We start from the raw sequence: 26,461 nt of genomic DNA on the forward strand, positions 1-26,461 counted from the left end.
GAGGGGACATGATCAGACCTGACCTCTCCCTCCCGATCCCGGAGTCCATCGCCGCCGCCCACTTCATCGGGATCGGCGGTTCGGGCATGAGCGGCCTGGCCAAGATGTTCCTCGACGCCGGCATCCGGGTCTCCGGATCCGATCGCGCCGACAGCGACAACCTGCAGGCTCTGGCCGCCGCCGGTGCGACTGTGCACATCGGCCACGACGCCGCACACCTCGGCGATGCCGACACGGTCGTGCACACCGGAGCGATCTGGCCCGAGAACCCCGAGTTCGTCACTGCCAAAGAGCGCGGCCTGCACGTGATCCATCGTTCGCAGGCCCTGCACTGGCTGATCCGCGGACACCGATTGGTTTCGGTCGCCGGGGCCCACGGCAAGACGACGACCACCGGGATGATCGTCACGGCGCTGCAGGCGCTCGGCGCCGACCCGAACTTCGTGAACGGCGGAGTGATCGAGCAGCTCGGGACATCCAGTTCATCGGGCGCAGATGACCTCTTCGTGATCGAGGCCGACGAGTCGGACGGAACGTTCCTGCTCTATGACACATCCATCGCACTGATCACCAACGTCGACCCCGACCACCTCGATCACTTCGGCTCGGAGGAGGCGTTCCACGATGCGTTCATCAGCTTCGCCGACGCAGCGAGCGAGGCCGTCGTGATCTCCAGCGATGATCCCGGCGCTCTTCGGGTGAAGGCGGGACTGTCGCATTCGAACGTGATCACATTCGGCGAGGCTGCTGACGCCGACGTCCGACTGACGGAGATCTCCACAGTCGGCCTCGTGGCAGCGACGATCACCCACGGCGGACAGAGCGAACGCATGCAGCTGGCCATCCCGGGTGTGCACAACGCCGTCAATGCTGCGGGAGCGGTCGCCGTACTGCTTGCCCTGGGGCACCCGCTCGCAGAGTCGGTGCACGCCGTCGAGAGCTTCGCGGGCACGGTGCGGCGCTTCGAGCTGCACGGCGTCGAGCGCGGCGTCAGCGTGTTCGACGATTACGCGCACCATCCCACCGAGGTGAGAGCGGCGCTCGAGGCCGCGCGCGGCGTTGTCGGCGAGGGACGGCTCATCGCAATTCAGCAGCCGCACACCTATTCACGCACGCAGCACATGTATCGCGAGTTCGCCGAGGTGCTCGAGACCTACGCCGACCACACCGTCATGCTCGATGTGTACGGTGCACGCGAAGATCCCGTGCCCGGTGTCACCGGCGAGCTGGTCAGCGGAGCGTTCGCGGACCCGAGCCACGTGCACTACGTCCCCGACTGGCAGGAGGCCGCCGACTACACGGCATCGGTCGTCCGCGAGGGCGACTACGTGATCACGCTCGGCTGCGGCAACGTCTATCTGATCATCCCGCAGGTCCTGGAATCGCTGCGCGAGCACCCGACGACGAGCACCGAGGGCTGACCGATGCGCCGCCCGGCACCGCTTCCGACTCCGCCGGAGGAGGCACAGGCCGCACCACCCCGAGCCGCTGGGCGCGAGACGGCGGACGCGCCGTACGAGCCGCGAGAGCCGGTCGATCTGCATCCTGGTGAATTCGATGTAGACGAAGCACCCGCCGAACCGGAATCTCTGGAGGGTCTCACCGCGCGAGACGTCTGGCGCGCCGCTCGAGCACGCCGCAAGCGCCTGCGCGCGGAGATTCGCCGGTTCACGCAGCGCTCCCGTCGTCGCCGATTCATCTGGCTGGGGGCGCTCGGCGCGCTGGTCCTGCTCATCGGCGGGAGTGCGATCGCGGCATACAGCCCGTTGTTCGCCGTGGAGAAGATCAGCGTCGTCGGCGCCTCGACGCTGGACGCGAGCACCGTCGAGGCGGCGTTGGCCGATCAGATCGGCACGCCGTTGGCTCTCATCGACGACAGTGAGGTCAAAGCGTCGCTGATGGCGTTCCCGCTGATCGAGTCCTATGCGCTGGAGGCCAAGCCGCCGCACGATCTCACGCTGCGCATCGTCGAGCGCACGCCGATCGGCGTGATCGAATCGGATGCCGGATACACCCTCGTCGACGCCGCGGGAGTCGCTCTGTCGACCACTGCGCAACCGCCGGAGGGACAGCCTGTGCTGCGGGTGGACGGCGGCGTGGACTCCGATGCGTTCGAGTCGGTCGGACTCGTCGTCCGGTCGCTGCCGGCTGATGTGCGCAGCGTCCTCACCGAGGTCTCGGCGAGCACTCTGGACGATGTCACTCTGAAGCTCTCCAGTGGGCTGAGTGTTGTGTGGGGAAGCGCGGAGAAGTCGGTCGCGAAGGCGCGAACGCTGACGACCGCGATGGCGGCGAACCCTGCCGCCCGGATGATCGACGTGTCCTCTCCGGACGTCGTCGTCGCCGGTTGAGCGGTATTGCGCACCGAAACACACGACACGCCCGTGTCCTTGCGCGCACACGGCGATACGCCGCATACCTTCGATCTTGAGAACGCAATACCGGGAAATACTTTACACCTCTAGTTGAGGTTTAAGGTTCACATTCTTTCCAGGCTCAAAACTATCGGAGGCCGGCCATGAGCCAGAACCAGAACTACCTCGCCGTGATCAAGGTCGTCGGCGTCGGCGGTGGCGGCGTCAACGCCGTGAACCGCATGATCGATCTCGGCCTTCGAGGTGTCGAGTTCATCGCCGTGAACACCGACGCGCAGGCGTTGCTCATGAGCGATGCCGACGTCAAGCTCGACGTGGGCCGAGAGCTGACCCGAGGACTCGGCGCCGGCGCCGACCCCGAGGTCGGTCGCCGCGCTGCGGAGGATCACGCAGAAGAGATCGAGCAGGCACTCGCTGGTGCAGACATGGTCTTCGTGACCGCCGGTGAAGGCGGCGGCACCGGCACCGGCGGCGCGCCCGTCGTGGCACGCATCGCCAAGTCGATCGGCGCGCTGACCATCGGTGTGGTCACCAAGCCGTTCTCCTTCGAGGGCCGACGCCGCCAGAGCCAGGCAGAGGAAGGCGTGGCGAAGCTGAAGGAAGAAGTCGACACGCTCATCGTCGTGCCCAACGACCGGCTGCTGGAGATCAGCGACCGCGGCATCTCGATGATCGAGGCATTCGCCACTGCAGACCAGGTGCTCCTCGCCGGTGTTCAGGGCATCACCGACCTCATCACCACCCCCGGTCTCATCAACCTCGACTTCGCCGACGTGAAGTCGGTGATGCAGGGAGCCGGCTCCGCCCTGATGGGCATCGGCTCGGCGCGCGGCGCAGACCGCGCGATCAAGGCTGCAGAGCTGGCGGTCGAGTCGCCTCTGCTCGAAGCATCCATCGAAGGCGCGCACGGCGTGCTGCTGTCGGTTCAGGGCGGATCGAACCTCGGCATCTTCGAGATCCACGATGCCGCAGACCTCGTCAAGGAGGCTGCGCACCCTGAAGCGAACATCATCTTCGGTACCGTCATCGATGACACCCTGGGCGACGAGGTTCGCGTCACCGTCATCGCGGCCGGTTTCGATGGTGGGGAGCCCTCGCTGCGTCTGGACCCCATGGTGGTATCGCGCCCCGAGCCCGCCGCACCGCTGCCGGAGGTGACGCTGTCCGATGACGAGGCAGAGGCACCGAAGGCGGCAGAGCCGGAGCAGCAGTCCGCTCCGCGCGGTGCTGCGACCAGCCTGGAGCCCGCTTTCACCGACGATGACATCGACATCCCCGAGTTCCTGAAGTAGCACGTGGAAGGTCTGTCAGAGCGGCTGTCCGCGATCGATGCACAGATCGCGGATGCTGCCCGTTCAGCGGGCAGGGATGCCGGGGAGATCACGCGCATCGTCGTGACGAAGTTCCACCCGGCATCTCTCGTCAGCGATCTGCACGCACTCGGAGTGCGCGATGTCGGTGAGAACCGTCAGCAGGAGCTCACGAGCAAACACGACCAGCTCGACCTCGACGGTCTGCGCTGGCATTTCATCGGACAGGCCCAGACGAACAAGGCCGGCGCGATCAGGCGGAGCGCGGATGCCGTGCACTCGGTCGACCGGATCAAACTCGCTGACGCGCTGGACAGGGTGGCAGAAGACGACGATGTGCTCGACGTTCTCGTGCAGGTCAATCTCACCGATGATTCCGGACGAGGGGGAGTCGCCCCGGCCGAGGCCGAGCGTCTCGCCGAGCACATCCTCACGCTGCCGTCGCTGCGCCTGCGCGGAGTGATGGGTGTAGCGCCCTTGGATGAGCAGCCGGCATCCGCCTTCGAGCGGCTGCGTGGCATCGCCGACGGCATCCGCGGGGTCGAGCCGAACGCCACCTGGATCTCTGCCGGCATGACCGGCGACTTCGCCGAGGCGATATCTGCGGGTGCGACACACCTTCGGATCGGTTCGGCAATCACCGGACCCCGGCTTGACCGGGGTTAACCTCGAAACAGATCAGCCCATGTCGAACACGGAGGACACGATGGGAAACCCGCTGAAGAAGACCATGGTGTACCTGGGACTCGCCGATGAGGAAGAGGCCTATGAGGAGCAGCTTGCTCCGGCACCCGCCCGCGCACAGCGTGAGCGTGACCGTGAGCGCGCCCGTGAGACGGACGAAGCCGCACCGGCTCCTGTGACGCCGCTGCGTCGTCCTGTGGCTGTTCGCCAGCCTTCGGCGGGGACGGTCAACGAGATCCTCACTGTGCACCCCAAGCAGTACCGTGACGCACAGCTGATCGCCGAGAGCTTCCGCGAGGGCGTTCCGGTCATCATCAACCTGTCGCAGATGTCGGATGCTGATGCGCGTCGGCTGATCGACTTCGCGAGCGGTCTGTCCCTCGGACTCTACGGTCGCATCGAGCGCGTCACCAGCAAGGTGTTCCTGCTGTCGCCCGAGAACATCGCCATTTCCGGGCAGGGGAGCATTACGAGCGCTGATCCGGAGTCCGCGGGCTTCGATCAGTCCTGATCCGTGGCAACAGTGGTCTCCTGGATCGCATCGATCGTTCACCTGATCCTGCTGATCTACATCTTCGTGTTGTTCGCGCGGCTCATTCTCGATTACATCCCGCTGTTCAACCGAGGATGGCGCCCCACAGGCGCGGGGCTTATCGCCGCGGAAGTCGTTTATACCGTCACAGACCCTCCGATCAAGCTGTTCCGACGCTTCATTCCTCCGCTGCGCATCGGAACGCTGTCGCTTGACTTCGGGTTCACGTTCACCATGCTTGCGGTGCTGATCCTGATGTCGATCGTGCGGCAGTTCTTCTGATCGGGACTATGCTGGCACGAGGCGCGCGCCCCGGGTACGCGCCTGGATCATTAACAAGCCATGCTTCAGACACTGGCAACAGAACTCATCGAAAGAGGAGCCGAGATTATGGCACTGACCCCGGATGACGTCGTCACCAAGTCGTTCCAGCACGTCCGTTTCAAGGACGGCTTCGACCCGGACGAGGTCGATGACTTCCTTGACGAGATCGTCGTCGAGTGGCGCAAGGCTCTCGAAGAGAACGCCGAGCTGAAGACGAAGCTCGCAGCCTACGAGTCCGGTGAGAAGCCCGCTGAGGCATCGACGGCCGAAAAGGCTCCGGAGTCGGCCCCCGTGGCTGCAGCCCCGGCAGTACCCGTCGAGGCGGCTGCAGGTCCTGGTTCGACCACGGCGACCGCCGGCATCATCGAGCTCGCGCAGCGTCTGCACGACGAGCATGTTGCGGAGGGCGAGGCGAAGAAGAGCCAGCTCATCTCCGAGGCGCAGACCGAGGTCGACCGCATCAACTCCGAGGCCCAGGCCAAGCAGCGTGAGGAGTCGGCTCGTCTTGAGCGCGAGCGCAATACGCTCGAGGCTCGCATCACCGAGCTCCGCAACTTCGAGCGCGACTACCGTACGCAGCTTCGCGGTTACATCGAGGGTCAGCTCCGCGACCTCGATGAGAAGTCGACGTCGACGGACTCGACGCCGGTCTCCGCGATCGGCCTGTAGGTCGTCCCTTTGCCCGGACGTCCTCTGATTCGTCGGTCGGCGGCCGGCATCATCGTCGCGATTCTCGCGGTGCTGGTGCTGGCCGCCGATCAGTTTGTGAAGTACCTCACGATCGAGAACCTGCCGCTCCACGAGGTGGTTCCGGTTCTGGGTGAGTTCCTGCAGCTTTACTACATCCGCAACTCCGGAGCAGCCTTCTCCCTCGGCAGTGAGGTGACGTGGATCTTCACGATCGCGCTCACCGTCGTCGCAGCACTCATCATCTGGAAAGCATTCGGTCTGCGCTCCCGGCTCTGGGCCATTGTGCTCGGATGCCTCCTCGGCGGCGTGCTCGGCAACCTCACCGACCGACTCTTCCGTGAACCCGGGTTCGGCGTCGGCCATGTCGTCGACATGATCTCGATGCCGTGGATGATGCCCGCGATCTTCAACGTCGCGGACATCTTCATCGTCTGCGGCATGATCACCGTCGCGCTGCTGATCATTCTCGGTATCCGATTCGACGGAACGCGCGATAAGAATCATCTCGAGCCTGCCGAGTCCGACTCGGCAGCCGACGTCGAGGCCGTCGAGAGAGACCACTGATCGTGGAGTCACGATCGATGCCCGTACCAGACGGGCTGGATGGCGCACGGGTGGATGCTGCGCTGGCCAAGATGCTCGGCTTTTCGCGCACGTTCGCCGCTGACGTCATCGCGGCCGGTGGCGTTCGCGTCGACGGTGCCGTTCTCGACAAATCCGATCGGTTGCGCGCCGGCGGCTGGCTCGACGTCGAGTGGCAGCCCAAACAGGGGCCGGCGATCGTGCCGATCGACGTGCCCGATCTTGGAATCGTCTATGACGACGACGACATCGTGGTCATAGACAAGCCGACCGGTGTCGCCGCACATCCGTCAGTGGGGTGGGAAGGGCCAACCGTCCTCGGTGCCCTTGCCGGTGCGGGCTTCCGCATTGCCACCAGCGGTGCCGCCGAGCGCGCGGGAATCGTGCACAGGCTCGACGTCGGCACCAGCGGTCTCATGGTGGTGGCCAAGAGCGAGTCCGCCTACACGGCACTCAAGCGCGCCTTCAAGGAGCGCACGGTCGAGAAGATCTACCACGCCGTCGTGCAAGGGCATCCTGATCCGCTGGCAGGGACCATCGAGGGCCCGATCGGGCGGCATCCGAACCACTCATGGAAGTTCGCCGTCGTCCCCGATGGCAAGCCCTCTGTCACCCATTACAAGACGCTCGAGGCGTTCCCCGGTGCTTCGTTGCTCGAGATCCACCTCGAGACCGGTCGTACACATCAGATTCGCGTTCATATGGCCGCGCACAGGCATCCGTGTGTCGGCGATCCGCTGTACGGTGCGGATCCGACGCTCTCTGCACGGCTGGGACTCACTCGGCAATGGCTGCACGCCCATAAGCTCGCGTTCACCCACCCGGCGACGGGGGAGTGGGTGCAGTTCGAATCGGACTATCCTGCCGACTTCGTTCATGCTCTCGGCGTCCTGCGCGGCGACTGACGCCGATTACAGATCGCTGTCGCGCGCTGCTGTCACCGCCGCGTCCAGCGTGCGCACGAGGAAAGCGACGAGCTCGTCATCGTCGGTCAGCTGATCTGCTGCCAGGCTGACGAATACCTCCTCGGCGAAAGAGACCCACGCGCGCAGGGCCACGCGCACCGCGCGGGTGTCGCGGACCCCGAGCTCACCGAATGCCTCGCGCAGCAGCTCGGCATTGAACTCTCGTGACTCGTCGACCAGCGCGCGCACGGTCGGGTCGCCGCTGGCGACGCCGCGGACGAGGGAGAGGAAAGTGCCTCGGTGCTCGCGTACGAAGATCGCGAAGCGGCGGAGTGTGTCGTCGATGCGCTCGCGCGGCTCCAACTCGGGGTCGGGAGCGGTCGCCTGCAGCAGGGAGTCGCGCGCGGTGGTGACCACGGCGCGGTGCATGCCTTGTTTGGACTCGAAGTAGTGGAACAGCAGTGCCCGGGAGACGCCTGCGCGCCGGGCTAGCTCGTCCATCGACAGCTCATCGAGGGGGTGATCCGCGAGGAAGTTCACACCCACCACGATCAGCTGCGTGCGACGGTCCTCCGGTGTCAGGCGGCTGCGGCGCTCGGACGACATGAAGCCAGCTTAGTGATCTGCCCGACATGCCGAACTCGTATTGACTCTGAGTCAATGAGGATTATGCTCGAACACGCGCCGTCGAAGACGATGGCTTGAGATCAGGAGGATCGATGAAGTTCCCGTCACTCACGAAGTCCCACGCCGGTCGCATCACCCTCGCTGCGGTGCCCGTCGGCATCGTTGCCGGACTCCTACTCGGTGGAGTCGCCCAGGGATCCGTCCCGGTGTCGTTCGCCGTATCGGGCAGCCAGTTCCAGATCTCCGCCAGTCAGCTCGAGGGAACCGGCTTCTCGCAGTACGCCGGCGTTGCGACCGATTCCGAGGGCGGTGAGCACACCGTCGCGATCGCGAACATCAAGAGCGCGACTCTGAGTGACCTCTGCCAGTCCGTGGTCACCGAGACGCCACTGGGGACGGTCGGCGTGCTCATCAAAGCCGGTGGCGATGGAAATCCCGCCAGCGCCACTGATCTGCAGATCGGAATGACAGGACTCGCCGGTGACGCGTCGTTCGGCAACATCCGCATCGGAGTGGATGCCTCGACCGTGCAGACCGAAGCCAAGGGCAGCGCCGGCGATTTCGCACAGGATGCTGACACGGTCTCGATTGCGAATCTTCAGCAGACCGCCTGGAGCACGCAGGCATCGGTGTTCACGCTCACCGGCATGACTCTCGAACTGACCGACGGATCGACTCCGTGCTTCTGAGCGAAGCGAACACGGTGACCGCCTCACGTCGCTCGAAGCGACACTCGACACGCAGGTTCTCGGCGTGGCGGCGCGAGCGGCCGTTCATCGGCGGACTGCTGGTCGCCGTCTCCGGTGTGGAGATGTTCTTCTCCGGGCAGCTCGACATCGGGCATCTGCACGTGCAGCTGGGGATCGAGGGGCTCCAGGCCACGGTCATCCCGATCGTGATGCTGCTGCTGGGAATCCTCGCGATCACGATGCCGGCGCACCACGTCTTCTACGGCGTGATCTCGCTCGCAGTCGGCCTGTATGCGCTCATCGGGGTGAACCTCGGCGGGTTCCTTCTGGGCACCATTCTCGCCTGTGTCGGCGGGGTTCTCGTCGTCGCCTGGATGACCCCCGAGGCGAAGGCTGCGGCACGTGCCCGCGCCGCGTCGCGACAGGAGGAGCAGACGGAGGAGAACGCATGAGGCCCCGTCCGCTGCGCGTCGCTGCCGTCATCGCCGGTCTGGCCTTGGCAGCCCCTCTGATGATCGGCGCCGCACCGGCCCCGCGTCACACGGGCTTCTGCGACTCCTTCCTGTCATTCATGTGTCCCAAGCAGGATCCGGAACCGGTCCAGACGACCACGCCGATACCGGATGCCGAGGAGCCCGACGCTCCGAAGACCGATGATTCGGATTCCACGGTTCCCGCAGACACCGCGTCACCGCAGCCCGATCCGGAGGAGACTCCGGTACCGGCTCCAGTCGATGAGGGTGCGCCGGTGTTCACCGGCACGCCGGCTGCGATGGGTGCTGGCGGATTGTCGTTCACGGGACTGCGGGGCATCAGCATCGTCAGCGTTCCCACGGTCGACGGGAGCACGGTGCGCGCGTTGAAGATCGACGCGGACTCCATCACGATCAGCGGGTTCTCGCTGACCGTGCGTCCACCGGATGGTCCGGGACTGGTGACGACGGCCGACACGATGTCACTGGAGGGAAATGTGTCGGTGTACCTCGGTTCTGTATCGGCGACCTCTCTGGGTGGGGAAGGCATCACGCTGGGTCTTGCCACGCCACCGGCGCTGACGGATGTCGAGCCGGGGCTGCTGGAGGTCTCGATGGGGCTCGTCGGTTCGATCGCCGATTCGATCCACTACACGAACACCGATCAGCGCATCGTCGAGCTTGAAGAGGGCTGATCTCGGGGCCTCGTGTCTGTGCCTCGACGTAGACTCGAACCCGTGGCATCCGACTCTTTCGTACACCTGCACGTTCACAGCGAATACTCGATGCTCGATGGTGCCGCGAAGATCCAAGCGATGACGCAGGCGGCCGCCGATTACGGCATGCCGGCCATCGCTGTCACCGATCATGGCAACACATTCGCGGCCTTCGAGTTCTACAACGCTGCCAAGAATGCCGGCGTGAAGCCGATCATCGGTCTCGAGGCGTATGTGACTCCCGGCACCCATCGCAGCGACAAGTCGCGGGTCGCCTGGGGATCACCCGATCAGAAGAGCGACGATGTCTCAGGCTCGGGTGCGTACACGCACACCACGATGTGGAGCCAGAGCACCGAGGGCATGCACAACCTCTTCCGGCTGAGCTCGCTCTCCAGCCTCGAGGGGTACTACTTCAAGCCCCGCATGGACCGTGAACTGCTCCAGAAGTACAGCAAGGGGCTGATCGCGACGACCGGCTGCCCGTCCGGCGAGATCCAGACCCGACTGCGACTCGGACAGTACGATGCCGCACGCGCAGCGGCGGCCGAATTCCAGGACATCTTCGGCAAGGAGAATTACTTCACCGAGATCATGGACCACGGCCTCTCGATCGAGCGCCGCGTGATCGGCGACCTGCTGAAGATCTCGAAAGACCTGAACATTCCTCTGGTCGCCACGAACGACTCGCACTACACCCACCAGCACGAAGCCGACGCACACGAGGCGCTGCTGTGCGTGCAGTCCGGTTCGACGATGGATGACCCGAATCGATTCAAGTTCAGCGGCGACGGGTATTACATCAAGACCGCGCAAGAGATGCGCCAGATGTTCCGCGATCACCCCGAGGCGTGCGACAACACGCTCCTGATCGCAGAGCGGTGCGAGGTCGAGTTCGACACCGCCGCGAACTACATGCCGCGCTTCCCTGTGCCGGACGGCGAGACCGAAGACAGCTGGCTCGTTAAAGAGGTCGAGGTCGGCCTGCACTACCGGTACCCGAACGGCATCCCCGACAAAGTGCGCAAGCAAGCCGAGTACGAGACCGGAATCATCCTGCAGATGGGCTTTCCTGGGTACTTCCTCGTGGTCGCCAACTTCATCAACTGGGCCAAGGACAACGGCATCCGCGTTGGTCCCGGGCGCGGTTCCGGCGCCGGCTCCATGGTCGCCTACGCCATGAAGATCACCGATCTCGATCCGCTCGAGCACGGACTGATCTTCGAGCGCTTCCTGAACCCCGATCGCGTCTCGATGCCTGACTTCGACGTCGACTTCGATGACCGGCGCCGTGGCGAAGTGATCGACTACGTCACCGAGAAGTACGGCTCGGAGCGCGTCGCGCAGATCGTCACGTACGGCACGATCAAGTCCAAGCAGGCGCTGAAGGATGCCGGGCGCGTGCTCGGGTTCCCGTTCAGCATGGGGGAGCGCCTGACGAAGGCCATGCCGCCACCCGTGATGGGCAAGGACATGCCGCTGGACGGCATGTTCGACAGTGCGCATCCGCGCTACAAAGAAGCCAGCGAGTTCCGGGCGCTGATCGAGACCGATCCCGAGGCGAAGACCGTATTCGATCGGGCCATCGGGCTCGAAGGCCTCAAGCGGCAGTGGGGCGTGCACGCGGCTGGCGTCATCATGTCGAGTGAACCGCTGCTCGACATCATCCCAATCATGAAGCGCGAGCAGGACGGCCAGATCGTCACGCAGTTCGACTATCCGTCGTGCGAGTCCCTCGGCCTGATCAAGATGGACTTCCTGGGGCTGCGGAACCTCACGATCATCTCCGATGCTCTCGATAACATCCGCACGAACCGTGGTGAAGATGTCGACCTCGAGCACCTCGAACTCGACGATCGTCCATCTTATGACCTTCTGACTCGCGGCGACTCGCTGGGCGTGTTCCAGCTCGATGGCGGCCCCATGCGCTCGCTGATGCGCCTCATGAAGCCGGACAACTTCGGTGACATCTCGGCTCTGATCGCCCTGTACCGCCCCGGCCCCATGGGGGCGAACTCGCACACGAACTACGCGTTGCGCAAGAACGGGCTGCAGCCGATCACGCCGATCCATCCCGAGCTCGAAGACGCGCTGAAAGACGTCCTCGACGAGTCCTACGGTCTAATCATCTACCAGGAGCAGGTGATGGCCATCGCGCAGAAGGTCGCCGGCTTCACACTCGGCCAGGCAGACATTCTGCGGCGCGCGATGGGTAAGAAGAAGAAGTCCGAGCTCGACAAGCAGTATGCGGGCTTCCAGGCCGGCATGCACGCGAATGGCTACGGCGACGGTGCGGTCAAGGCGCTGTGGGACATCCTGCTGCCGTTCTCGGACTATGCGTTCAACAAGGCGCACTCGGCCGCATACGGCATGGTCTCCTACTGGACCGCGTACCTGAAGGCGCATTACCCGGCCGAGTACATGGCAGCCCTCCTGACGAGTGTCGGCGACTCCAAGGACAAGATGGCGATCTACCTCAACGAGTGCCGCCGGATGGGCATCAAGGTCCTCCCTCCCGACGTCGGTGAATCGATCAACTTCTTCGCCGCTGTCGGGGAAGACATCCGCTTCGGACTCGGTGCTGTGCGCAACGTCGGCAGCAACGTCGTCGACGGCATCATCACGGCACGTGAGAAGGAGGGCTTCGGTTCTTTTCACGACTTCCTCAAGAAAGTCCCGCTGCACGTCTCGAACAAGCGCACAGTCGAATCGCTGATCAAGGCCGGCGCTTTCGACTCGATGGGCGACACTCGCAGAGCGCTCATGGAGATCCATGAAGACGCCACCGAGGCCGCCGTCGATCAGAAGCGCAACGAGGCTCAGGGAGCGATCGGATTCGACTTCGACAGCCTCTACGACGCCCATGAAGAAGCCCCGCCGGCGAAAGTCCCTGATCGCCCGGAATGGGTGAAGAAGGACAAGCTCGCGTTCGAGCGCGAGATGCTCGGACTGTACGTCTCCGACCACCCGCTCGCCGGCCTCGAGGTGCCGCTCGCGAAGCATGCGTCGATCTCGATCCACAACCTTCTCGCGTCCGAAGATCTTCAGGATGGGGATCAGGTCACCGTCGCCGGCCTCGTCACGAGCGTGCAGCACCGCGTGGCCAAGGCCAGCGGCAACCCGTACGGCATGATCACCGTCGAAGATTTCAATGGTGAGGTCACCGTAATGTTCATGGGTAAGACCTACACGGAGTTCCAGCACACTCTGCAGCAGGATGCGATCCTCGCCGTTCGCGGCCGCGTCTCGCGCCGTGACGACGGCTTGAACCTGCACGCCCAATCGGCGTTCTCGCCGGATGTCGGCTCATTCGATACTGCCGGACCTCTCTCGCTGATGCTGGCAGAGCAGCGGGCGACGGAGCACGTGATGAACGAACTCGCTGAAGTGCTCAGGCGGCACAGCGGCGAGACGGAGGTGGTGCTGCGCGTGCACCGCGGTCAGACAGCCAAGGTATTCGATGTACCGATGCCGGTGAAGGTGTCCGCCGATCTGTTCGGCGACCTCAAGTCGCTGCTCGGCCCGACATGCCTCGGGTAGGATCGGTACCCATGAGTACGGACACACCGGAAGAACTTTTCTCCGACGAGGATGGCGTGCTCTACGCCGAACACGTCACCCCGCAGCCCGGCATCTGGGGATTCACACTTCGCGAACTCCTCATCGTCGGCGCCTGGCTGGTGCTGTTCGTCACCTCGTTCTTCCCCGTGGGGTGGGGTCCGGCGTTGTGGGCCCAGGGGATCGCGTGGTTGCTGCCGCTCGGCCTGCCCACCGTCGCTGTCTTCCTCATCGTCCTCCGCCGATTCTCGCCCGACGGGATCCGTCGCGTCGGTTCGCTGGGCATCGATCAGTTCGCATCCGTGGCGTTCTCCGTCGCGGTGCTGTGGTGGGTGCAGGTGCTCTGGGAGTTCATCGCCGCATCCGTGCTGAACGGCTCCTATGGCATCATCTGGGTGCCGTGGGTGCAGCTGGCAGCACTGCTCATGCTGGTCGTCGTCACCGTCTTCGCGCCGATCATTCCTGGACTCCGTGAGGACTTCCACGGTCGCCTCGTGACGCTGGCGCATCGCAATGCGAACCCGGTGCGTCCGGTGATCGCCCGTCCGCGCAAGGAGCGCCCCGCGCGCCCGACCCCCGCTGCCGCCCCGGTCGCCGACGAACTCGAGGCCGACGCTCAGATCGCCGACTCCTTCGATGGCGAGTCCGTGGACGATGTCGAGCAGGAGTCTGCAGCTGAGCTGGGACTGGGCGAGAGCGTTCCGCTCACCGAACATGCATCCGGCGGCGAGCTCGGCGCGGACATGGAGATCGGCGATGACTATGTCCCCGGATACGTCCGTTCCCCCAACGAACCCGTCGACATCGCGCCCGAGGGACAGTCTCAGCCGTTCTGGGCGCTTGCGCCGACCGAGCGCGACGTCGTCGATGAGCAGGGCGAGTCGCTTTTTCTGGTCGGACCGGACGCCTGGGCGCTGGTGATCGAGGACCGCGGTGGTGCCTATGTCGTGCGGCACGACGACGGCCGTATCGGCTACCTGCACGACATCGCAGACATCACGAGAGGCTGACGTGCGCACGATTGATCTGCGAGGGCGGGAGCTCTCGCCGGCAGAGATGCTCGCCGCCGTCCCACGTGCCACACAGGCGCGTGCGGAGGCACTGGAGACCGCAGCGCGGATCGTCGAAGACGTCAGGCGTGACGGAGAAACGGCGCTGCGGACGCAGGCGGAGAAGTTCGACCGGGTCACCGGTCACGCGATCCGTGTTCCGGCCGAGCACATTCAGGATGCTGTCGCCACTCTCAGCCCCGATGTCAGAGCCGCTCTCGAAGAAGCGATTCGTCGTGTGCGACAGGGATCGGCAGCGCAGGTTCCGGATCCTCGCGTCACAGAAATCGGTGCTGGTGCGCGCGTGGCGCAGCGCTGGCAGCCGGTCAACCGCGTCGGCGTGTACATCCCGGGCGGCAAAGCTCCACTCGCCTCGAGCGTCGTCATGAACGTGGTCCCGGCACAGGTCGCCGGTGTGCAGCAGATCGCGCTCGCTTCGCCCCCGCAGCACAGTGAGGACGGCCGAATCCACCCGACGATTCTCGGTGCGGCCGGTCTCCTCGGCGTGACCGAGATCTACGCGATCGGCGGTGCCGGTGCAATCGGCGCGTTCGCCTACGGCGTGCCCGCACTCGATCTGGATCCGGTCGATGTCGTCTCCGGCCCGGGCAACAACTACGTCGCGTCCGCAAAGCGGGCGGTCGCCGGTGCCGTGGGCACCGACTCCGAAGCCGGTGCGACCGAGATCCTCATCGTCGCGGATGCTGCCGCCGATGCTCGTCTGATCGCGTCAGACCTCGTGAGCCAGGCCGAGCACGATGAACAGGCATCTGCCGTGTTGGTCACCGATGATGAGTCGCTCGCCGAGCGCGTGGCTGCCTGCGTCGCCGAATGTGCAGCGGCGACGAGGCACTCCGAACGCGTCGGTATCTCGCTCGCAGGTCCGCAGTCGGCGATCGTCCTCGTCGACGATCGTGCGATGGCGGTGGCATTCAGTAATGCCTATGCGCCCGAGCACCTTGAACTCCACCTCGAAGATGCAGAGGCCGCGGCATCCGCATTCACTAGTGCGGGAGCAGTTTTCGTCGGCGATCAGACTCCGGTGAGCCTGGGCGACTACATGGCCGGAAGCAACCACGTGCTGCCCACAGGAGGACAGGCGCGCTACGCGCCAGGGCTCGGCGCGTACACGTTCCTGCGGCCGCAGCAGGTCATCTCCTACGATCACGCCGCGCTCGCTGCGGTGCGTGCGGGAGTAGTCGCTCTGGCGAACAGCGAAGTGCTTCCTGCGCACGGTGAGGCCATCGAAGCGCGCTTCCAGGCAGCAGACGACGCAGCGGCTACGCTGTAACACCATGCACTGCCCCTTCTGCCGCCATCCCGATTCTCGCGTGATCGACTCCCGCACCAGCGATGACGGGCTCTCGATCCGCAGACGTCGGCAGTGCCCGGAGTGCGGCGGCCGGTTCACCACGACCGAGACGGCAAGCCTCAACGTCATCAAGCGCTCCGGAGTGATGGAGCCCTTCAGCCGCGAAAAGGTCATCGCCGGAGTCCGCAAGGCGTGTCAGGGCCGTCCGGTCACCGAAGCAGATCTCGCGATCCTCGCGCAGCGCGTTGAGGAGGCTGTTCGTCAGACCGGCGTCTCGCAGCTCGATGCGAACGAGATCGGGCTGGCGATTCTCGGACCTCTCCGCGATCTCGATGAAGTCGCCTATCTGCGATTCGCGAGTGTCTATCAGGCATTCGAGTCCCTGGACGATTTCGAGACCGCGATCACGGATCTGCGCACGGACCACGGTGCGTCCGAGTCCGGCGCCGCCGACCGGTAATCTGGCAGGGATGTATCCCCTCCTCTTTCGCACCGTCCTGTCGCGCTTCGATCCCGAGCTCGCGCACCATGCCGGGATGGCTGTCATCCGGGTACTGGGGATACCGCCGTTTTCGTGGGTGACACGGAGCCTGTGTGCGCCGTCTGCAGGACAGCAGGTGCGCACGCTCGGTCTCACGTTCGACTCGCCGTTCGGCGTGGCGGCCGGATTCGACAAGAATGCTGTCGGCGTTCGTGGCCTGGCGGCTCTTGGTTTCGGCCATGTCGAAGTCGGCACCGTCACCGCGATCGCACAGGATGGTAATCCGAAACCGCGTTTGTTCCGCCTCGTGCCGGACCGCGCCGTGATCAATCGGATGGGGTTCAACAACGCGGGAGCGGATGCTGCGGCCAAGCGCCTCGCGAAGCTGCGTCGCCGCCGCCCGAAGACCGTGATCGGCGTGAACATCGGCAAGAGCCGTGTCATCGACGTCGACAAGGCGACTGCCGACTACGTGCAGAGCGCGACGACGCTGGCGCCGCTCGCCGACTACCTGGCAGTCAACGTGTCGTCTCCGAACACACCGGGCCTGCGCGGACTGCAAGCAGTCGAGACGCTCGCGCCACTGCTGCGCGCGGTCAAAGACGCCGCGGGATCGACGCCGCTGCTGGTGAAGATCGCTCCCGACCTGCCTGACGACGAGATCACCGCGATCGCCCGTCTCGCCGTGGATGAGGGCTTGGACGGCATCATCGCGCACAACACCACGATCAGTCGCGAAGGGCTGACCACGGATGCTGCGATCGTCGAGTCCGCCGGTGCCGGCGGTCTGTCCGGGGCGCCGCTGCGCGAGCGCTCAATGCAGGTGCTGCACATCGTCCGCGCCGCCGTGCCGAGCGACTTCTGCGTGATCTCCGTCGGGGGAGTGGAGACGGCATCCGATGTTCAGGATCGACTGGATGCCGGCGCCACTCTGGTGCAGGGATACACCGCATTCCTCTACCGTGGCCCCCTGTGGGCACGGCAGATCAACAAGGGACTGCGGGCTATGCGGGGTACTGGCCGCGCTTGACCTGCGGCTTGGGCAGGCGCATGAAACGCATCTGCAGTGATCGCATCGCCGCGTACCAGCCGAGGCCCTTCTCGAGGCGGTCCTTGCCGAATTTCTCGGCCACCTTCTTCTTGACGCGTCCGCTGAGAATGACCATGTCGAGCACCGCGAGGATGATGAAGCCCCACAGGCCTACGAAGGCATAGAACGAGAAGGTCGGGTCTGGCACGAGCGAGACGAGGATGACGACGACCATCAGCGCCATCACCCACTCGGACAGGTGCCATCCGGCATCCACGTAGTCGCGCACCCAACGGCGCTGCGGCCCCTTGTCGCGCGGCGGAAGGTACTTGTCCTCACCCGCGGCCATGCCGGCCTGCGCACGCTCGCGCTGCTCGCGCATCTGCACCTTCGCTGCGGCTCGTGCTTCCTTGGTGTTGGCGACGAGCGGACGGCGACGGGCGGCTTCCTGTTCTGCGCGACTGGGCGTTGCGCGTCCCTTGCCGACGACTGGCGTCTCCGGGGACTCGTCGTTCGTCGATGGGGTGGGGGTGGCCACGGAACTCCTCGAATCTGAATACGGTGAAGCCTTAAGATTACTCGCATGACTTCCATGCCGCCCACAGCTGATCCCGTTGTCGAATCCGCCGTCACCGAGGCGGTGAACCTCGGCATCCCGAGTGCACTGTCCGATCTGGGGGGCCTGGTGCGCATTCCGGGGATCGCCTGGCCATCGTTCGATCAGACTCAGCTCGAGCGCAGCGCCGCGCGCGTGGCAGAGCTTGCCGAGAGCACCGGTGTCTTCGACGAGGTGCGTGTGCTGCGCGCGGCCGTGCCGGGGACGGACGAGGTCGGCCAGCCTGCAGTGCTCGCAACTCGTGCCGCCCGCGGCGGCAAGCCGACGATCCTGCTGTACGCACACCATGACGTGCAGCCTCCCGGAGATGACGCCCTGTGGGAGACGCCTCCCTTCGAGCCCACCGTGCGCGATGGTCGGCTGTACGGGCGCGGTGCCGCCGATGACAAGGCCGGAATCATGTCGCACATCGCCTCGCTGCGTGCCGTGCACGAAGTCCTCGGCGACGACCTCGAGCTCGGCGTCTCGCTGTTCATCGAGGGCGAGGAGGAGTACGGCTCCCGTTCCTTCGGCCAGTTCCTCAGCGACAACTCCGATGCGCTGCGGGCCGATGCCATCGTTGTCGCGGACTCGGGGAACTGGGACTCGAAGACGCCCGGTCTGACCGTCTCGCTGCGTGGCAATGCCCGCTTCACCCTCACCGTGCGCACTCTTGAGCATGCATCCCACTCCGGGATGTTCGGCGGGGCGGTGCCGGACGCCATGATGGCGACCGTGCGGCTGCTCTCGACGCTGTGGGATGCCGATGGTGCTGTCGCCGTCGACGGGATGACCGATCGCGACGCACCGACCCCCGACTACGACGAAGCAACTCTGAGGGATGAGACCGGCCTCCTCGCCGGCACGTCGCCGATCGGACGTGGCAGCATCCTCGGCCGAATCTGGAACAAGCCTGCCGTGACCGTCATCGGCATCGATGCGACAAGCGTGGAATCGGCTTCCAACACGCTCCTGCCAGAAGTGTCCGTCGTCGTCAGCGCTCGTGTTGCGCCCGGTCAGAGCGGTGAAGATGCCTATGCGGCTCTGGAATCGCACCTGCGTGCGCACGCGCCCTTCGGTGCTGAGTTGACCTTCTCCGACGTCGATCTCGGCAACGGGTTCCTCGTCGATACGAGTGGGTGGGCTGTGGCGATGGCGCGCCAGGCCATGGCCGACGGCTATGGCGCAGATCCGGTGGACCTCGGTGTGGGCGGCTCGATTCCCTTCATCGCAGACCTCGTGCGGGAGTTCCCCGAGGCCCAGATCCTCGTCACCGGAGTGGAGGATCCGCACTCGCGCGCGCACAGCCCGAACGAGTCCCTGCACCTGGATACCTTCCGCCACGCTGTCGCCACCGAGGCGCTCATGCTGGCCCGCATGAATGAAGTCACGGCCTGACGAGCCTTCTTCCGCCTCCGGCGGTAGAATCGCAGGTACCAGCTGTGCGCATGCACGGCCTGTCACAAGGAGCGACATGAGCGACACGACTATCACTTCCGAGACCACGACCGCCCACGGCATCACTCTGACCGATGCTGCTGCATCGAAGGTGAAGAACCTTCTCCAGCAGGAGGGCCGCGAAGACCTGCGTCTGCGTGTCGCCGTCCAGCCGGGTGGATGCTCTGGTCTGATCTACCAGCTCTACTTCGACGAGCGCTACCTCGATGGTGACGAAACCGTCGACTTCGATGGCGTCGAGGTCATCGTCGACAACATGAGCGTGCCGTACCTCGATGGTGCAGCGATCGATTTCAAGGACACGATCTCGGAGCAGGGCTTCACGATCGACAACCCCAACGCTGCGGGCAGTTGCGCCTGCGGCGACAGCTTCAACTGAACAACAGCCGTATCCAGCCTGCGTGGTTGGCATGAATCAGGTGTGAGCTTGCCCTAGACTGGGGGAGCCCTGTCCGCGATCTTGAAAGGTGCATCGTGCCCTCGAAACGCCGCCTTCGTTGGGCCGCTATTCCCCTGGGAATTGCGGCAGCCGTGGCCCTGGCGGGATGTTCTCCCACCGAGCTGCACGGATTCCTCCCAGGCTTTGTGGAAGACGGCACCGCCGCCACGAACCAGACCGACCGTGTCGGGTCGCTCTGGGTCAACTCGTGGATCGTCCTGCTCCTCGTCGGCATCATCACGTGGGGCCTGATGGGATGGGCCGCGATCGCCTATCGCCGTCGCAAGGGCCAGACCGGCCTTCCCGTGCAGATGCGCTACAACATGCCGATCGAGATCTTCTACACGGTCATTCCGTTGATTCTCGTCATGGCGATGTTCTTCTTCACGGCACGCGATCAGGCCGAGATCGAAACGCAGTGGGGCGATGACGCCGATGTGGAGATCACCGCGATCGGCAAGCAGTGGGCGTTCGACTTCATGTACGGCGGCGAAGACGACGATCTGTCCGATGCCGTCTGGACCATGGGCATCCAGGCTCAGCCCGACGCCAACGGCAACATCGACACGGAGGAGCTGCCGACGCTCGTGCTCCCGGTTGACCAGAAGGTGCACATCAGCCTTCAGTCGCGCGATGTCGTGCACTCGTTCTGGATCGTCGACTTCCTCTACAAGAAGGACATGTACATCGGGAAGGACAACTCCTGGTCCTTCATCCCGACGCGTGTCGGCGAGTACGACGGCAAGTGCGCTGAGCTCTGCGGCGAGTACCACTCCATGATGCTGTTCAATGTCAAGGTCGTCGAACAGGACGAGTACGACGCGTATCTCGAGACTCTCCGCGACAAGGGCAACACTGGCGACATCAACAATGCCTACGACCGACTCGGCAACTTGCCGGGGACGGGCGCTCCGGGGACGGACTCCGAGGAAGAGGGAGAGTAAATCCTCATGACTACCACCACTGAGGCCCCAAGCCAGCATTCTGGCGCTCGCCCCACCACGATTCCGGCCCGCCAGGCCGCTCTGCTGAGCACTTCGCGCACGGAGCAGAAGGGCAACATCGTCGTCAAGTGGATGACGTCCACTGACCACAAGACGATCGGGTACATGTACCTGATCAGCTCGGTGCTGTTCTTCCTTCTCGGCGGTGTGATGGCGCTTGTCATTCGCGCCGAGCTCTTCGCTCCCGGAATGCAGATCGTTCCGACCAAGGAGCAGTACAACCAGCTCTTCACGATGCACGGCACGATCATGCTGCTGATGTTCGCGACCCCGCTGTTCGCCGGATTCGCCAACGCGATCCTCCCGCTCCAGCTCGGCGCTCCGGATGTGGCGTTCCCCCGACTGAACGCGTTCGCCTTCTGGCTGTTCGCCTTCGGCTCGATCATCGCCGTTGCCGGATTCCTCACCCCGCAGGGTGCAGCATCCTTCGGCTGGTTCGCCTATCAGCCTCTTGCGAATGCTTCGTTCTCGCCCGGCGCCGGTGGAAACCTGTGGATGGTCGGGTTGGGCATGTCCGGATTCGGAACGATTCTCGGTGCGGTGAACTTCATCACCACGGTCATCACGATGCGCGCACCGGGAATGACGATGTGGCGCATGTCGATCTTCTCGTGGAACACGCTGATCACCAGCCTCCTGATCCTGATGGCGTTCCCCGTGCTCGCAGCGGCGATCTTCGCCGCAGCTGCCGACCGCATCCTGGGCGCCCACGTCTATGACCCGGCCAACGGCGGTGTGCTGCTCTGGCAGCACCTGTTCTGGTTCTTCGGACACCCCGAGGTCTATATCATCGCGCTGCCGTTCTTCGGCATCGTTTCGGAGATCTTCCCGGTGTTCAGCCGCAAGCCGATCTTCGGTTACAAGACGCTGATCTACGCAACCATTTCGATCGCTGCGCTTTCGGTCTCCGTCTGGGCGCACCACATGTACGTCACCGGTGGCGTACTGCTGCCCTTCTTCGCACTGATGACGATGCTCATCGCTGTGCCGACGGGTGTGAAGATCTTCAACTGGATCGGAACTCTCTGGCGAGGCTCGGTCACGTTCGAGACACCCATGGTGTTCTCACTGGGCTTCCTCGTCTCATTCGTGTTCGGAGGTCTGACCGGCGTCATCCTCGCGTCGCCGCCGCTGGACTTCCACATCAGCGATACCTACTTCGTGGTCGCTCACTTCCACTACGTCGTCTTCGGAACCGTCGTGTTCGCGATGTTCGCCGGGTTCTACTTCTGGTGGCCGAAGTGGACAGGACGAATGCTCAACGAGCGTCTCGGCTACGTGCACTTCTGGATGCTGTTCGTCGGTTTCCACATGACCTTCCTCATCCAGCACTGGCTCGGTGTCGACGGCATGGTGCGACGCTACGCGGACTACTCGGCGGCCGACGGCTGGACCTGGGGCAACCAGGTCTCCACGATCGGTGCGATCATTCTCGGTGCCTCGATGCTGCCGTTCTTCCTGAACGTCTGGATCACGGCGCGCAAGGCACCCAAGGTCACGGTCAACGACCCGTGGGGGTACGGTGGATCGCTCGAATGGGCGACGAGCTGCCCGCCGCCGCGACACAACTTCACGTCAATCCCGCGCATCCGCAGCGAGCGTCCTGCGTTCGACCTGAACCACCCCGAGGCCGCAGAGCATCCTGTCGGCGCTCCTGAGCCCGCTGCTGCTGGTGCGAGCGGAGAGGTGAAGTAAGCCATGCGTTCAAACGTTGTTCTTTGGTGGATTCTCGCCGTCTTCTTCGTCGTGATCTCCGGTGTGTACACCTTGTGGCACATCCTGGAGTATCCCGAGCTTGTCGGAGCTGCGAAGGTCGAGTGGGTCGGCACGATCGCCCTCTTGTTCGTCGCCTTCATGTCTGCCATGGTCGCGGTCTACCTCGACCGCACCTACAAGGCACAGGGCGGCGAGCTGCCCGAGGACGTCCTGACCGCTGACATCGATGACGGTGACCCGGAACTCGGTGAGTTCAGCCCGTGGTCCTGGTGGCCGATGGTGCTGGCAGCATCCGCCGGTGTCTTCCTCGTCGGAATGGCCGTCGGACACTTCCTGCTTCCGATCGGTGTGGCGATCTTCGCCGTCGCGATCGTCGGGTGGGTCTACGAGTACTACCGCGGGAACTTCGCCCGCTGAGTCTCGCACAGAGCCTCATAAACGAGGAGGGCTCCTGGACTTCGGTCCAGGAGCCCTCCTCGTTTTGGGGTGCGAGTACTGATCAGGCGCGAGTGCGGATGCGGGGGACACCCGCGAGCGGGTCGATGGGGCGGCGGTGGACGCCGTCGTGATCTTCGATGGGGTAGCCCCCGCGCGCCCAGTATTCGAAGCCGCCGATCATCTCGCGGACCGGGTATCCGAGCCTTGCGAACTCGAGCGCTCCCTTCGCGCCAGCGTTGCAGCCGTGGCTCCAGCAGTAGACGACGACCGCAGTTCCCGGCGCGATCTCGGCGGAAGCACGTGCTGCGATCTCGCTGTAGTGCATGTGTACGGCGCCAGGGATGCGTCCCTGCGCCCACGCCTCATCGGAGCGCACATCGATGACCGTGAGCTCCTCTCCGGCCTTCTGAGCAACGTAGACATCGCTCGCATCTGTCTCGTAGGCGAGCTTGGCGGCGAAGTAGTCAGCGCGTTCGATCATGGCACCAGCATATTCTCCCTCACACGACGCAGAAGGCCCCGTCCGAGCGGACGAGGCCTTCTACCAGGGGAGTGGACGACTACTTGTCGCCTTCGTCCTTCTTGGGCTTCTTCACCGGCTCCGAGGCGACAACCGAGCTCGGGGTGTTCGGCGTCTCACCGATGTGCGTCTCGACCTCGGGGTGGACAGGAGCATCCGGTGCACCCGCGCGGTCGTGAGCGCCCTGGATCTCGGCCGTCTCGGCCTCATCCATGTGCGTCGTGACGTGATGCTGGTGAGCGTCAGCTGCCGCGACCTCCGCCTGCGTGAGCGGGGAGAGACGGTCTTCGTAGAACCAGCGCGACATCGATGAACGCAGGTTCTGCGTCCACGGGATGCGACCCTTCTCGTTGGGGCGCACGACGAGCGGTTCGTAGACGTCGACATCGATGAGCTTCCAGCGGTCGTACGCGTCGACCGGCTGGTGAACCTCGATGTACTCGCCACCGGGAAGGCGCACGATACGACCGGACTCGTAGCCGTGCAGCACGATCTCGCGGTCCTTCTTCTGCAGCGCGAGGCAGATGCGCTTGGTGATGAAGTAGCCGAGAATCGGTCCGATGAACAGCAGCGCCTGCAGGGTATGGATGACGCCTTCCATCGTGAGGTGGAAGTGCGTGGCCATCAGGTCAGACGATGCTGCTGCCCACATCACCGCGTAGAAGATCACGCCGGCGGCACCGATCGCGGTGCGTGTCGCGGCGTTGCGCGGACGCTGGGCGATGTGGTGCTCGCGCTTGTCGCCCGTCACCCATGCCTCGATGAAGGGATAGATCGCGACGAGCACGATGAACAGACCGAGAACGGCGACCGGGACGAGGATGCCGAACGACCAGGTGTGGTCGAGGAAGACGATATCCCAGTTCGGTGGGGCCAGACGCAAGGCGCCATCGGCGAATCCGATGTACCAGTCCGGTTGTGTACCGGCCGAGACAGGAGAGGGATCGTATGGTCCGTAGTTCCACACCGGGTTGATCTGGAAGAAGGTCGCTATCAGGACGATTGCGCCGAAGACGACGAACAGGTAGCCGCCCATCTTCGACATGTACACCGGCATCATCGGGTAACCGACGACGTTGTCGTTCGTGCGGCCGGGGCCGGCGAACTGGGTGTGCTTGTTGATGATCATGAGCATGAGGTGCACGACGATCAGGCCGATCACGAGCAGCGGCAGCAGCAGAATGTGCAGTGAGTACAGACGCCCGACGATGTCGGTTCCGGGGAACTCTCCACCGAACAGCAGGAACGAGATCCAGGTGCCGACCAGCGGGATGCCCTTGACCATTCCGTCGATGATGCGCAGGCCGTTGCCCGAGAGCAGGTCATCCGGCAGGGAGTAGCCGGTGAAGCCCTCGGCCAGCGCGAGGATGAACAGGACGAAACCGATCACCCAGTTGAGCTCGCGCGGCTTGCGGAACGCGCCGGTGAAGAAGACGCGCAGCATGTGGATGCCGATACCGGCGACGAACACCAGAGCAGCCCAGTGGTGGATCTGGCGCACCAGCAGGCCACCGCGCAGGTCGAAGGAGATACGCAGCGTCGACTCGAGCGCGGCCGACATCTCAATGCCGCGCATCGGAGCGTATGCGCCCGTGTAGTGCGTCTCGACCATGGTCGCCTGGAAGAAGAACGTCAGGAACGAGCCGGAGATGAAGACGACGACGAAGCTCCACAGCGCGATCTCGCCGAGCATGAAGGACCAGTGGTCGGGGAAGATCTTGCGGCCCAGCTCCTTGACGAAGCCGGAGAGGCTGGTGCGCTCATCGATGTAGTTCGCGGTTGCACCGACGAATCGGCCACCGAGAGGAGCCTTGTTGTCTTTGTCCTCTTTAGACAGCGTTGCGGTGCTCAATGGCGCTCCCAGAAGCTCGGGCCAACAGGTTCAGTGAAGTCGCTGCGTGCGACGAGGTAACCGTCGTCATCGACCGTGATCGGCAGCTGTGGCAGTGGACGCGCGGCCGGGCCGAAGATGACCTTGGCATGGTCGGTGACGTCGAACTGCGACTGGTGGCAGGGGCACAGCAGGTGGTGCGTCTGCTGCTCGTAGAGAGCGACAGGGCAACCGACGTGCGTGCACACCTTGGAATAGGCGACGATGCCGTCGTAGGACCAGTCCTTGCGGTCCTCCGCTTCGTGGAGCTGCTCGGGCCGCAGGCGCATCATCAGGACGATGGCCTTGGCCTTCTCCTCGAGGTAGCCGTCGTGGTGGGAGAGGCTCGCGAGGTCTTCGGGAATCACGTGGAACGCCGAGCCGAGAGTGACATCCGCTGCGCGGATCGGGGTGCCATCGGGGTCACGGACCAGACGCTGTCCCTTGTCCCACATCGTCTGCTTCAGCAGTGCGACTGGGTCACCTGCGATCGGGCTGTCCGGCGTGCTGTGCGGGGCCAGGCCGCGGAACAGTGCGACACCGGGGACGATGGATGCGACGACGGCGGCGATCAGCGAGTTGCGGATCATCGTGCGGCGTCCGAATCCGGACTCCTCGTTCGCCTGGGCGAAAGCATCGATGGCGGCCTCACGCGTCGCGTCCTTGCCGCGGGTCGGATGCCGGTACTCGATGTGCTCCTTGTCGCTCATGAGCGCCTTGGACCAGTGGATCGCGCCGATGCCGATGCACAGCAGTGCGAGGGCGATGCCGATGCCGATGAAGAGGTTGTTGTTGCGGATCGAGGCCAGCGAACCGTCCTCGATCGGGAACAGCATGTAGGCGGCGACCGCCCAGATGCTGCCGGCCAAAGATAGGTAGAACAGCGTGTAAACGGTGCGTGCCGCGCGCTTCTCAGCCTTCGGGTCCTTGTCTGTCATCCGCTCACGATGCTGCGGCAGACCAGGATTCTGCACGGGATCGCTGACTGCGACACCCAGCCCGGGAGAGGGCTGGTAGGCCCTGTCAAGGGCCTGCGAGTCGTCGTCGTGTGCCATGGTGCTCCTCGTACGTTCCTCTTCGATGA

Annotated in this window: 27 protein-coding genes; 22 read left to right on the plus strand and 5 right to left on the minus strand. The window is 64.5% G+C overall.

The window, feature by feature from the left end; all coding sequences use genetic code 11:
* Nucleotides 1–8 precede the first annotated feature (8 nt).
* The 9 genes from murC (at nt 9) to ACTIAO_RS05545 (ending at nt 7,402) form a co-directional block, all read left to right on the plus strand.
* A complete protein-coding gene (gene murC / locus ACTIAO_RS05505) occupies nt 9–1,421 on the plus strand; it encodes a UDP-N-acetylmuramate--L-alanine ligase (protein ID WP_441905264.1) in 1,413 nt (470 codons plus the stop codon).
* A 3-nt stretch (nt 1,422–1,424) separates the two neighbouring features.
* Nucleotides 1,425–2,351, plus strand: a complete 927-nt coding sequence (locus ACTIAO_RS05510; protein WP_441905265.1) for an FtsQ-type POTRA domain-containing protein — start codon at nt 1,425–1,427, stop codon at nt 2,349–2,351.
* A 167-nt stretch (nt 2,352–2,518) separates the two neighbouring features.
* Nucleotides 2,519–3,667, plus strand: coding sequence for a cell division protein FtsZ (gene ftsZ, locus ACTIAO_RS05515; RefSeq protein WP_441905266.1), 1,149 nt, complete (start codon nt 2,519–2,521; stop codon nt 3,665–3,667).
* A gap of 3 nt (nt 3,668–3,670) precedes the next feature.
* Nucleotides 3,671–4,351, plus strand: a complete 681-nt coding sequence (locus tag ACTIAO_RS05520; protein ID WP_441905267.1) for a YggS family pyridoxal phosphate-dependent enzyme — start codon at nt 3,671–3,673, stop codon at nt 4,349–4,351.
* Nucleotides 4,352–4,391: 40 nt separating this feature from the next.
* The gene (locus tag ACTIAO_RS05525) at nt 4,392–4,880 is read left to right on the plus strand and encodes a cell division protein SepF (protein WP_441905293.1); all 489 of its coding nucleotides are present in this window, start codon (nt 4,392–4,394) and stop codon (nt 4,878–4,880) included.
* A 3-nt stretch (nt 4,881–4,883) separates the two neighbouring features.
* Nucleotides 4,884–5,183 (plus strand): YggT family protein, encoded by a 300-nt coding sequence (locus ACTIAO_RS05530; RefSeq protein ID WP_441905268.1) that lies wholly within the window; start codon nt 4,884–4,886, stop codon nt 5,181–5,183.
* Between the two features lie 108 nt (nt 5,184–5,291).
* A complete protein-coding gene (locus ACTIAO_RS05535; RefSeq protein WP_441905269.1) occupies nt 5,292–5,894 on the plus strand; it encodes a DivIVA domain-containing protein in 603 nt (200 codons plus the stop codon).
* Nucleotides 5,895–5,903: 9 nt separating this feature from the next.
* A complete protein-coding gene (gene lspA, locus ACTIAO_RS05540; protein WP_441905270.1) occupies nt 5,904–6,479 on the plus strand; it encodes a signal peptidase II in 576 nt (191 codons plus the stop codon).
* Between the two features lie 2 nt (nt 6,480–6,481).
* Nucleotides 6,482–7,402 carry an RluA family pseudouridine synthase gene (locus tag ACTIAO_RS05545; protein WP_441905271.1) on the plus strand — a complete coding sequence of 307 codons (921 nt, stop codon included), beginning with the start codon at nt 6,482–6,484 and terminating at the stop codon, nt 7,400–7,402.
* Nucleotides 7,403–7,408: 6 nt separating this feature from the next.
* Here ACTIAO_RS05545 and ACTIAO_RS05550 read toward each other — a convergent pair whose 3' ends face one another.
* On the minus strand, nt 7,409–8,008 hold the full coding sequence (locus ACTIAO_RS05550) for a TetR/AcrR family transcriptional regulator (protein ID WP_441905272.1): 600 nt from the start codon (nt 8,006–8,008) through the stop codon (nt 7,409–7,411).
* A 113-nt stretch (nt 8,009–8,121) separates the two neighbouring features.
* Between ACTIAO_RS05550 and ACTIAO_RS05555 the strand changes: the two genes are divergently transcribed.
* From ACTIAO_RS05555 to ACTIAO_RS05590, 8 genes are read left to right on the plus strand one after another with little or no spacing between them, the layout of a single operon-like run.
* Complete coding sequence (locus ACTIAO_RS05555; protein ID WP_441905273.1) at nt 8,122–8,718, plus strand: DUF6230 family protein; 597 nt, start codon at nt 8,122–8,124, stop codon at nt 8,716–8,718.
* A 14-nt stretch (nt 8,719–8,732) separates the two neighbouring features.
* Nucleotides 8,733–9,170 carry a DUF6114 domain-containing protein gene (locus ACTIAO_RS05560; RefSeq protein WP_441905274.1) on the plus strand — a complete coding sequence of 146 codons (438 nt, stop codon included), beginning with the start codon at nt 8,733–8,735 and terminating at the stop codon, nt 9,168–9,170.
* Nucleotides 9,167–9,886: a hypothetical protein gene (locus ACTIAO_RS05565; protein ID WP_441905275.1), complete on the plus strand. Its 720-nt coding sequence runs from the start codon at nt 9,167–9,169 to the stop codon at nt 9,884–9,886. Before ACTIAO_RS05560 ends, ACTIAO_RS05565 begins: the two co-directional genes overlap by 4 nt.
* A 42-nt stretch (nt 9,887–9,928) precedes the next feature.
* On the plus strand, nt 9,929–13,447 hold the full coding sequence (dnaE, locus tag ACTIAO_RS05570; RefSeq protein WP_441905276.1) for a DNA polymerase III subunit alpha: 3,519 nt from the start codon (nt 9,929–9,931) through the stop codon (nt 13,445–13,447).
* 11 nt (nt 13,448–13,458) lie between these two features.
* Entirely contained in the window at nt 13,459–14,475 is a 1,017-nt protein-coding gene (locus ACTIAO_RS05575; RefSeq protein ID WP_441905277.1) for a hypothetical protein, read from the plus strand.
* Between the two features lies 1 nt (nt 14,476).
* Nucleotides 14,477–15,805 (plus strand): histidinol dehydrogenase, encoded by a 1,329-nt coding sequence (gene hisD / locus ACTIAO_RS05580; RefSeq protein ID WP_441905278.1) that lies wholly within the window; start codon nt 14,477–14,479, stop codon nt 15,803–15,805.
* Between the two features lie 4 nt (nt 15,806–15,809).
* Nucleotides 15,810–16,286, plus strand: coding sequence for a transcriptional regulator NrdR (nrdR, locus tag ACTIAO_RS05585; RefSeq protein WP_441905279.1), 477 nt, complete (start codon nt 15,810–15,812; stop codon nt 16,284–16,286).
* A 10-nt stretch (nt 16,287–16,296) separates the two neighbouring features.
* Nucleotides 16,297–17,337, plus strand: coding sequence for a quinone-dependent dihydroorotate dehydrogenase (locus ACTIAO_RS05590; protein WP_441905280.1), 1,041 nt, complete (start codon nt 16,297–16,299; stop codon nt 17,335–17,337).
* On the opposite strand, the gene ACTIAO_RS05595 is transcribed toward ACTIAO_RS05590, so the two are convergent.
* On the minus strand, nt 17,312–17,875 hold the full coding sequence (locus tag ACTIAO_RS05595) for a DUF3043 domain-containing protein (protein ID WP_441905281.1): 564 nt from the start codon (nt 17,873–17,875) through the stop codon (nt 17,312–17,314). The two genes, ACTIAO_RS05590 and ACTIAO_RS05595, sit on opposite strands and share 26 nt — an antisense overlap.
* A gap of 45 nt (nt 17,876–17,920) precedes the next feature.
* Here ACTIAO_RS05595 and ACTIAO_RS05600 point away from each other — a divergent pair, with 45 nt between their 5' ends.
* From ACTIAO_RS05600 to ACTIAO_RS05620, 5 genes are all read left to right on the plus strand, one after another.
* The gene (locus tag ACTIAO_RS05600; RefSeq protein WP_441905282.1) at nt 17,921–19,330 is read left to right on the plus strand and encodes a dipeptidase; all 1,410 of its coding nucleotides are present in this window, start codon (nt 17,921–17,923) and stop codon (nt 19,328–19,330) included.
* 76 nt (nt 19,331–19,406) lie between these two features.
* Nucleotides 19,407–19,769: an iron-sulfur cluster insertion protein ErpA gene (erpA, locus tag ACTIAO_RS05605; RefSeq protein ID WP_441905283.1), complete on the plus strand. Its 363-nt coding sequence runs from the start codon at nt 19,407–19,409 to the stop codon at nt 19,767–19,769.
* Between the two features lie 95 nt (nt 19,770–19,864).
* Nucleotides 19,865–20,773 (plus strand): aa3-type cytochrome oxidase subunit II, encoded by a 909-nt coding sequence (gene ctaC, locus ACTIAO_RS05610; protein ID WP_441905284.1) that lies wholly within the window; start codon nt 19,865–19,867, stop codon nt 20,771–20,773.
* A 6-nt stretch (nt 20,774–20,779) separates the two neighbouring features.
* Entirely contained in the window at nt 20,780–22,528 is a 1,749-nt protein-coding gene (ctaD, locus tag ACTIAO_RS05615) for an aa3-type cytochrome oxidase subunit I (RefSeq protein ID WP_441905285.1), read from the plus strand.
* Between the two features lie 3 nt (nt 22,529–22,531).
* On the plus strand, nt 22,532–22,966 hold the full coding sequence (locus tag ACTIAO_RS05620) for a cytochrome c oxidase subunit 4 (protein WP_441905286.1): 435 nt from the start codon (nt 22,532–22,534) through the stop codon (nt 22,964–22,966).
* Between the two features lie 82 nt (nt 22,967–23,048).
* On the opposite strand, the gene ACTIAO_RS05625 is transcribed toward ACTIAO_RS05620, so the two are convergent.
* The 3 genes from ACTIAO_RS05625 to qcrA form a co-directional block, all read right to left on the minus strand.
* The gene (locus ACTIAO_RS05625) at nt 23,049–23,468 is read right to left on the minus strand and encodes a rhodanese-like domain-containing protein (RefSeq protein ID WP_441905287.1); all 420 of its coding nucleotides are present in this window, start codon (nt 23,466–23,468) and stop codon (nt 23,049–23,051) included.
* Nucleotides 23,469–23,547: 79 nt separating this feature from the next.
* Nucleotides 23,548–25,359, minus strand: a complete 1,812-nt coding sequence (gene qcrB / locus ACTIAO_RS05630; protein ID WP_441905288.1) for a cytochrome bc1 complex cytochrome b subunit — start codon at nt 25,357–25,359, stop codon at nt 23,548–23,550.
* Nucleotides 25,356–26,432 carry a cytochrome bc1 complex Rieske iron-sulfur subunit gene (qcrA, locus tag ACTIAO_RS05635; RefSeq protein WP_441905294.1) on the minus strand — a complete coding sequence of 359 codons (1,077 nt, stop codon included), beginning with the start codon at nt 26,430–26,432 and terminating at the stop codon, nt 25,356–25,358. The genes qcrB and qcrA overlap by 4 nt, the downstream gene beginning before the upstream one ends.
* Between the last annotated feature and the right edge of the window lie 29 nt (nt 26,433–26,461).

Source organism: Microbacterium sp., from assembly GCF_052099035.1.
In the GTDB taxonomy this organism is placed as follows: domain Bacteria; phylum Actinomycetota; class Actinomycetes; order Actinomycetales; family Microbacteriaceae; genus Microbacterium.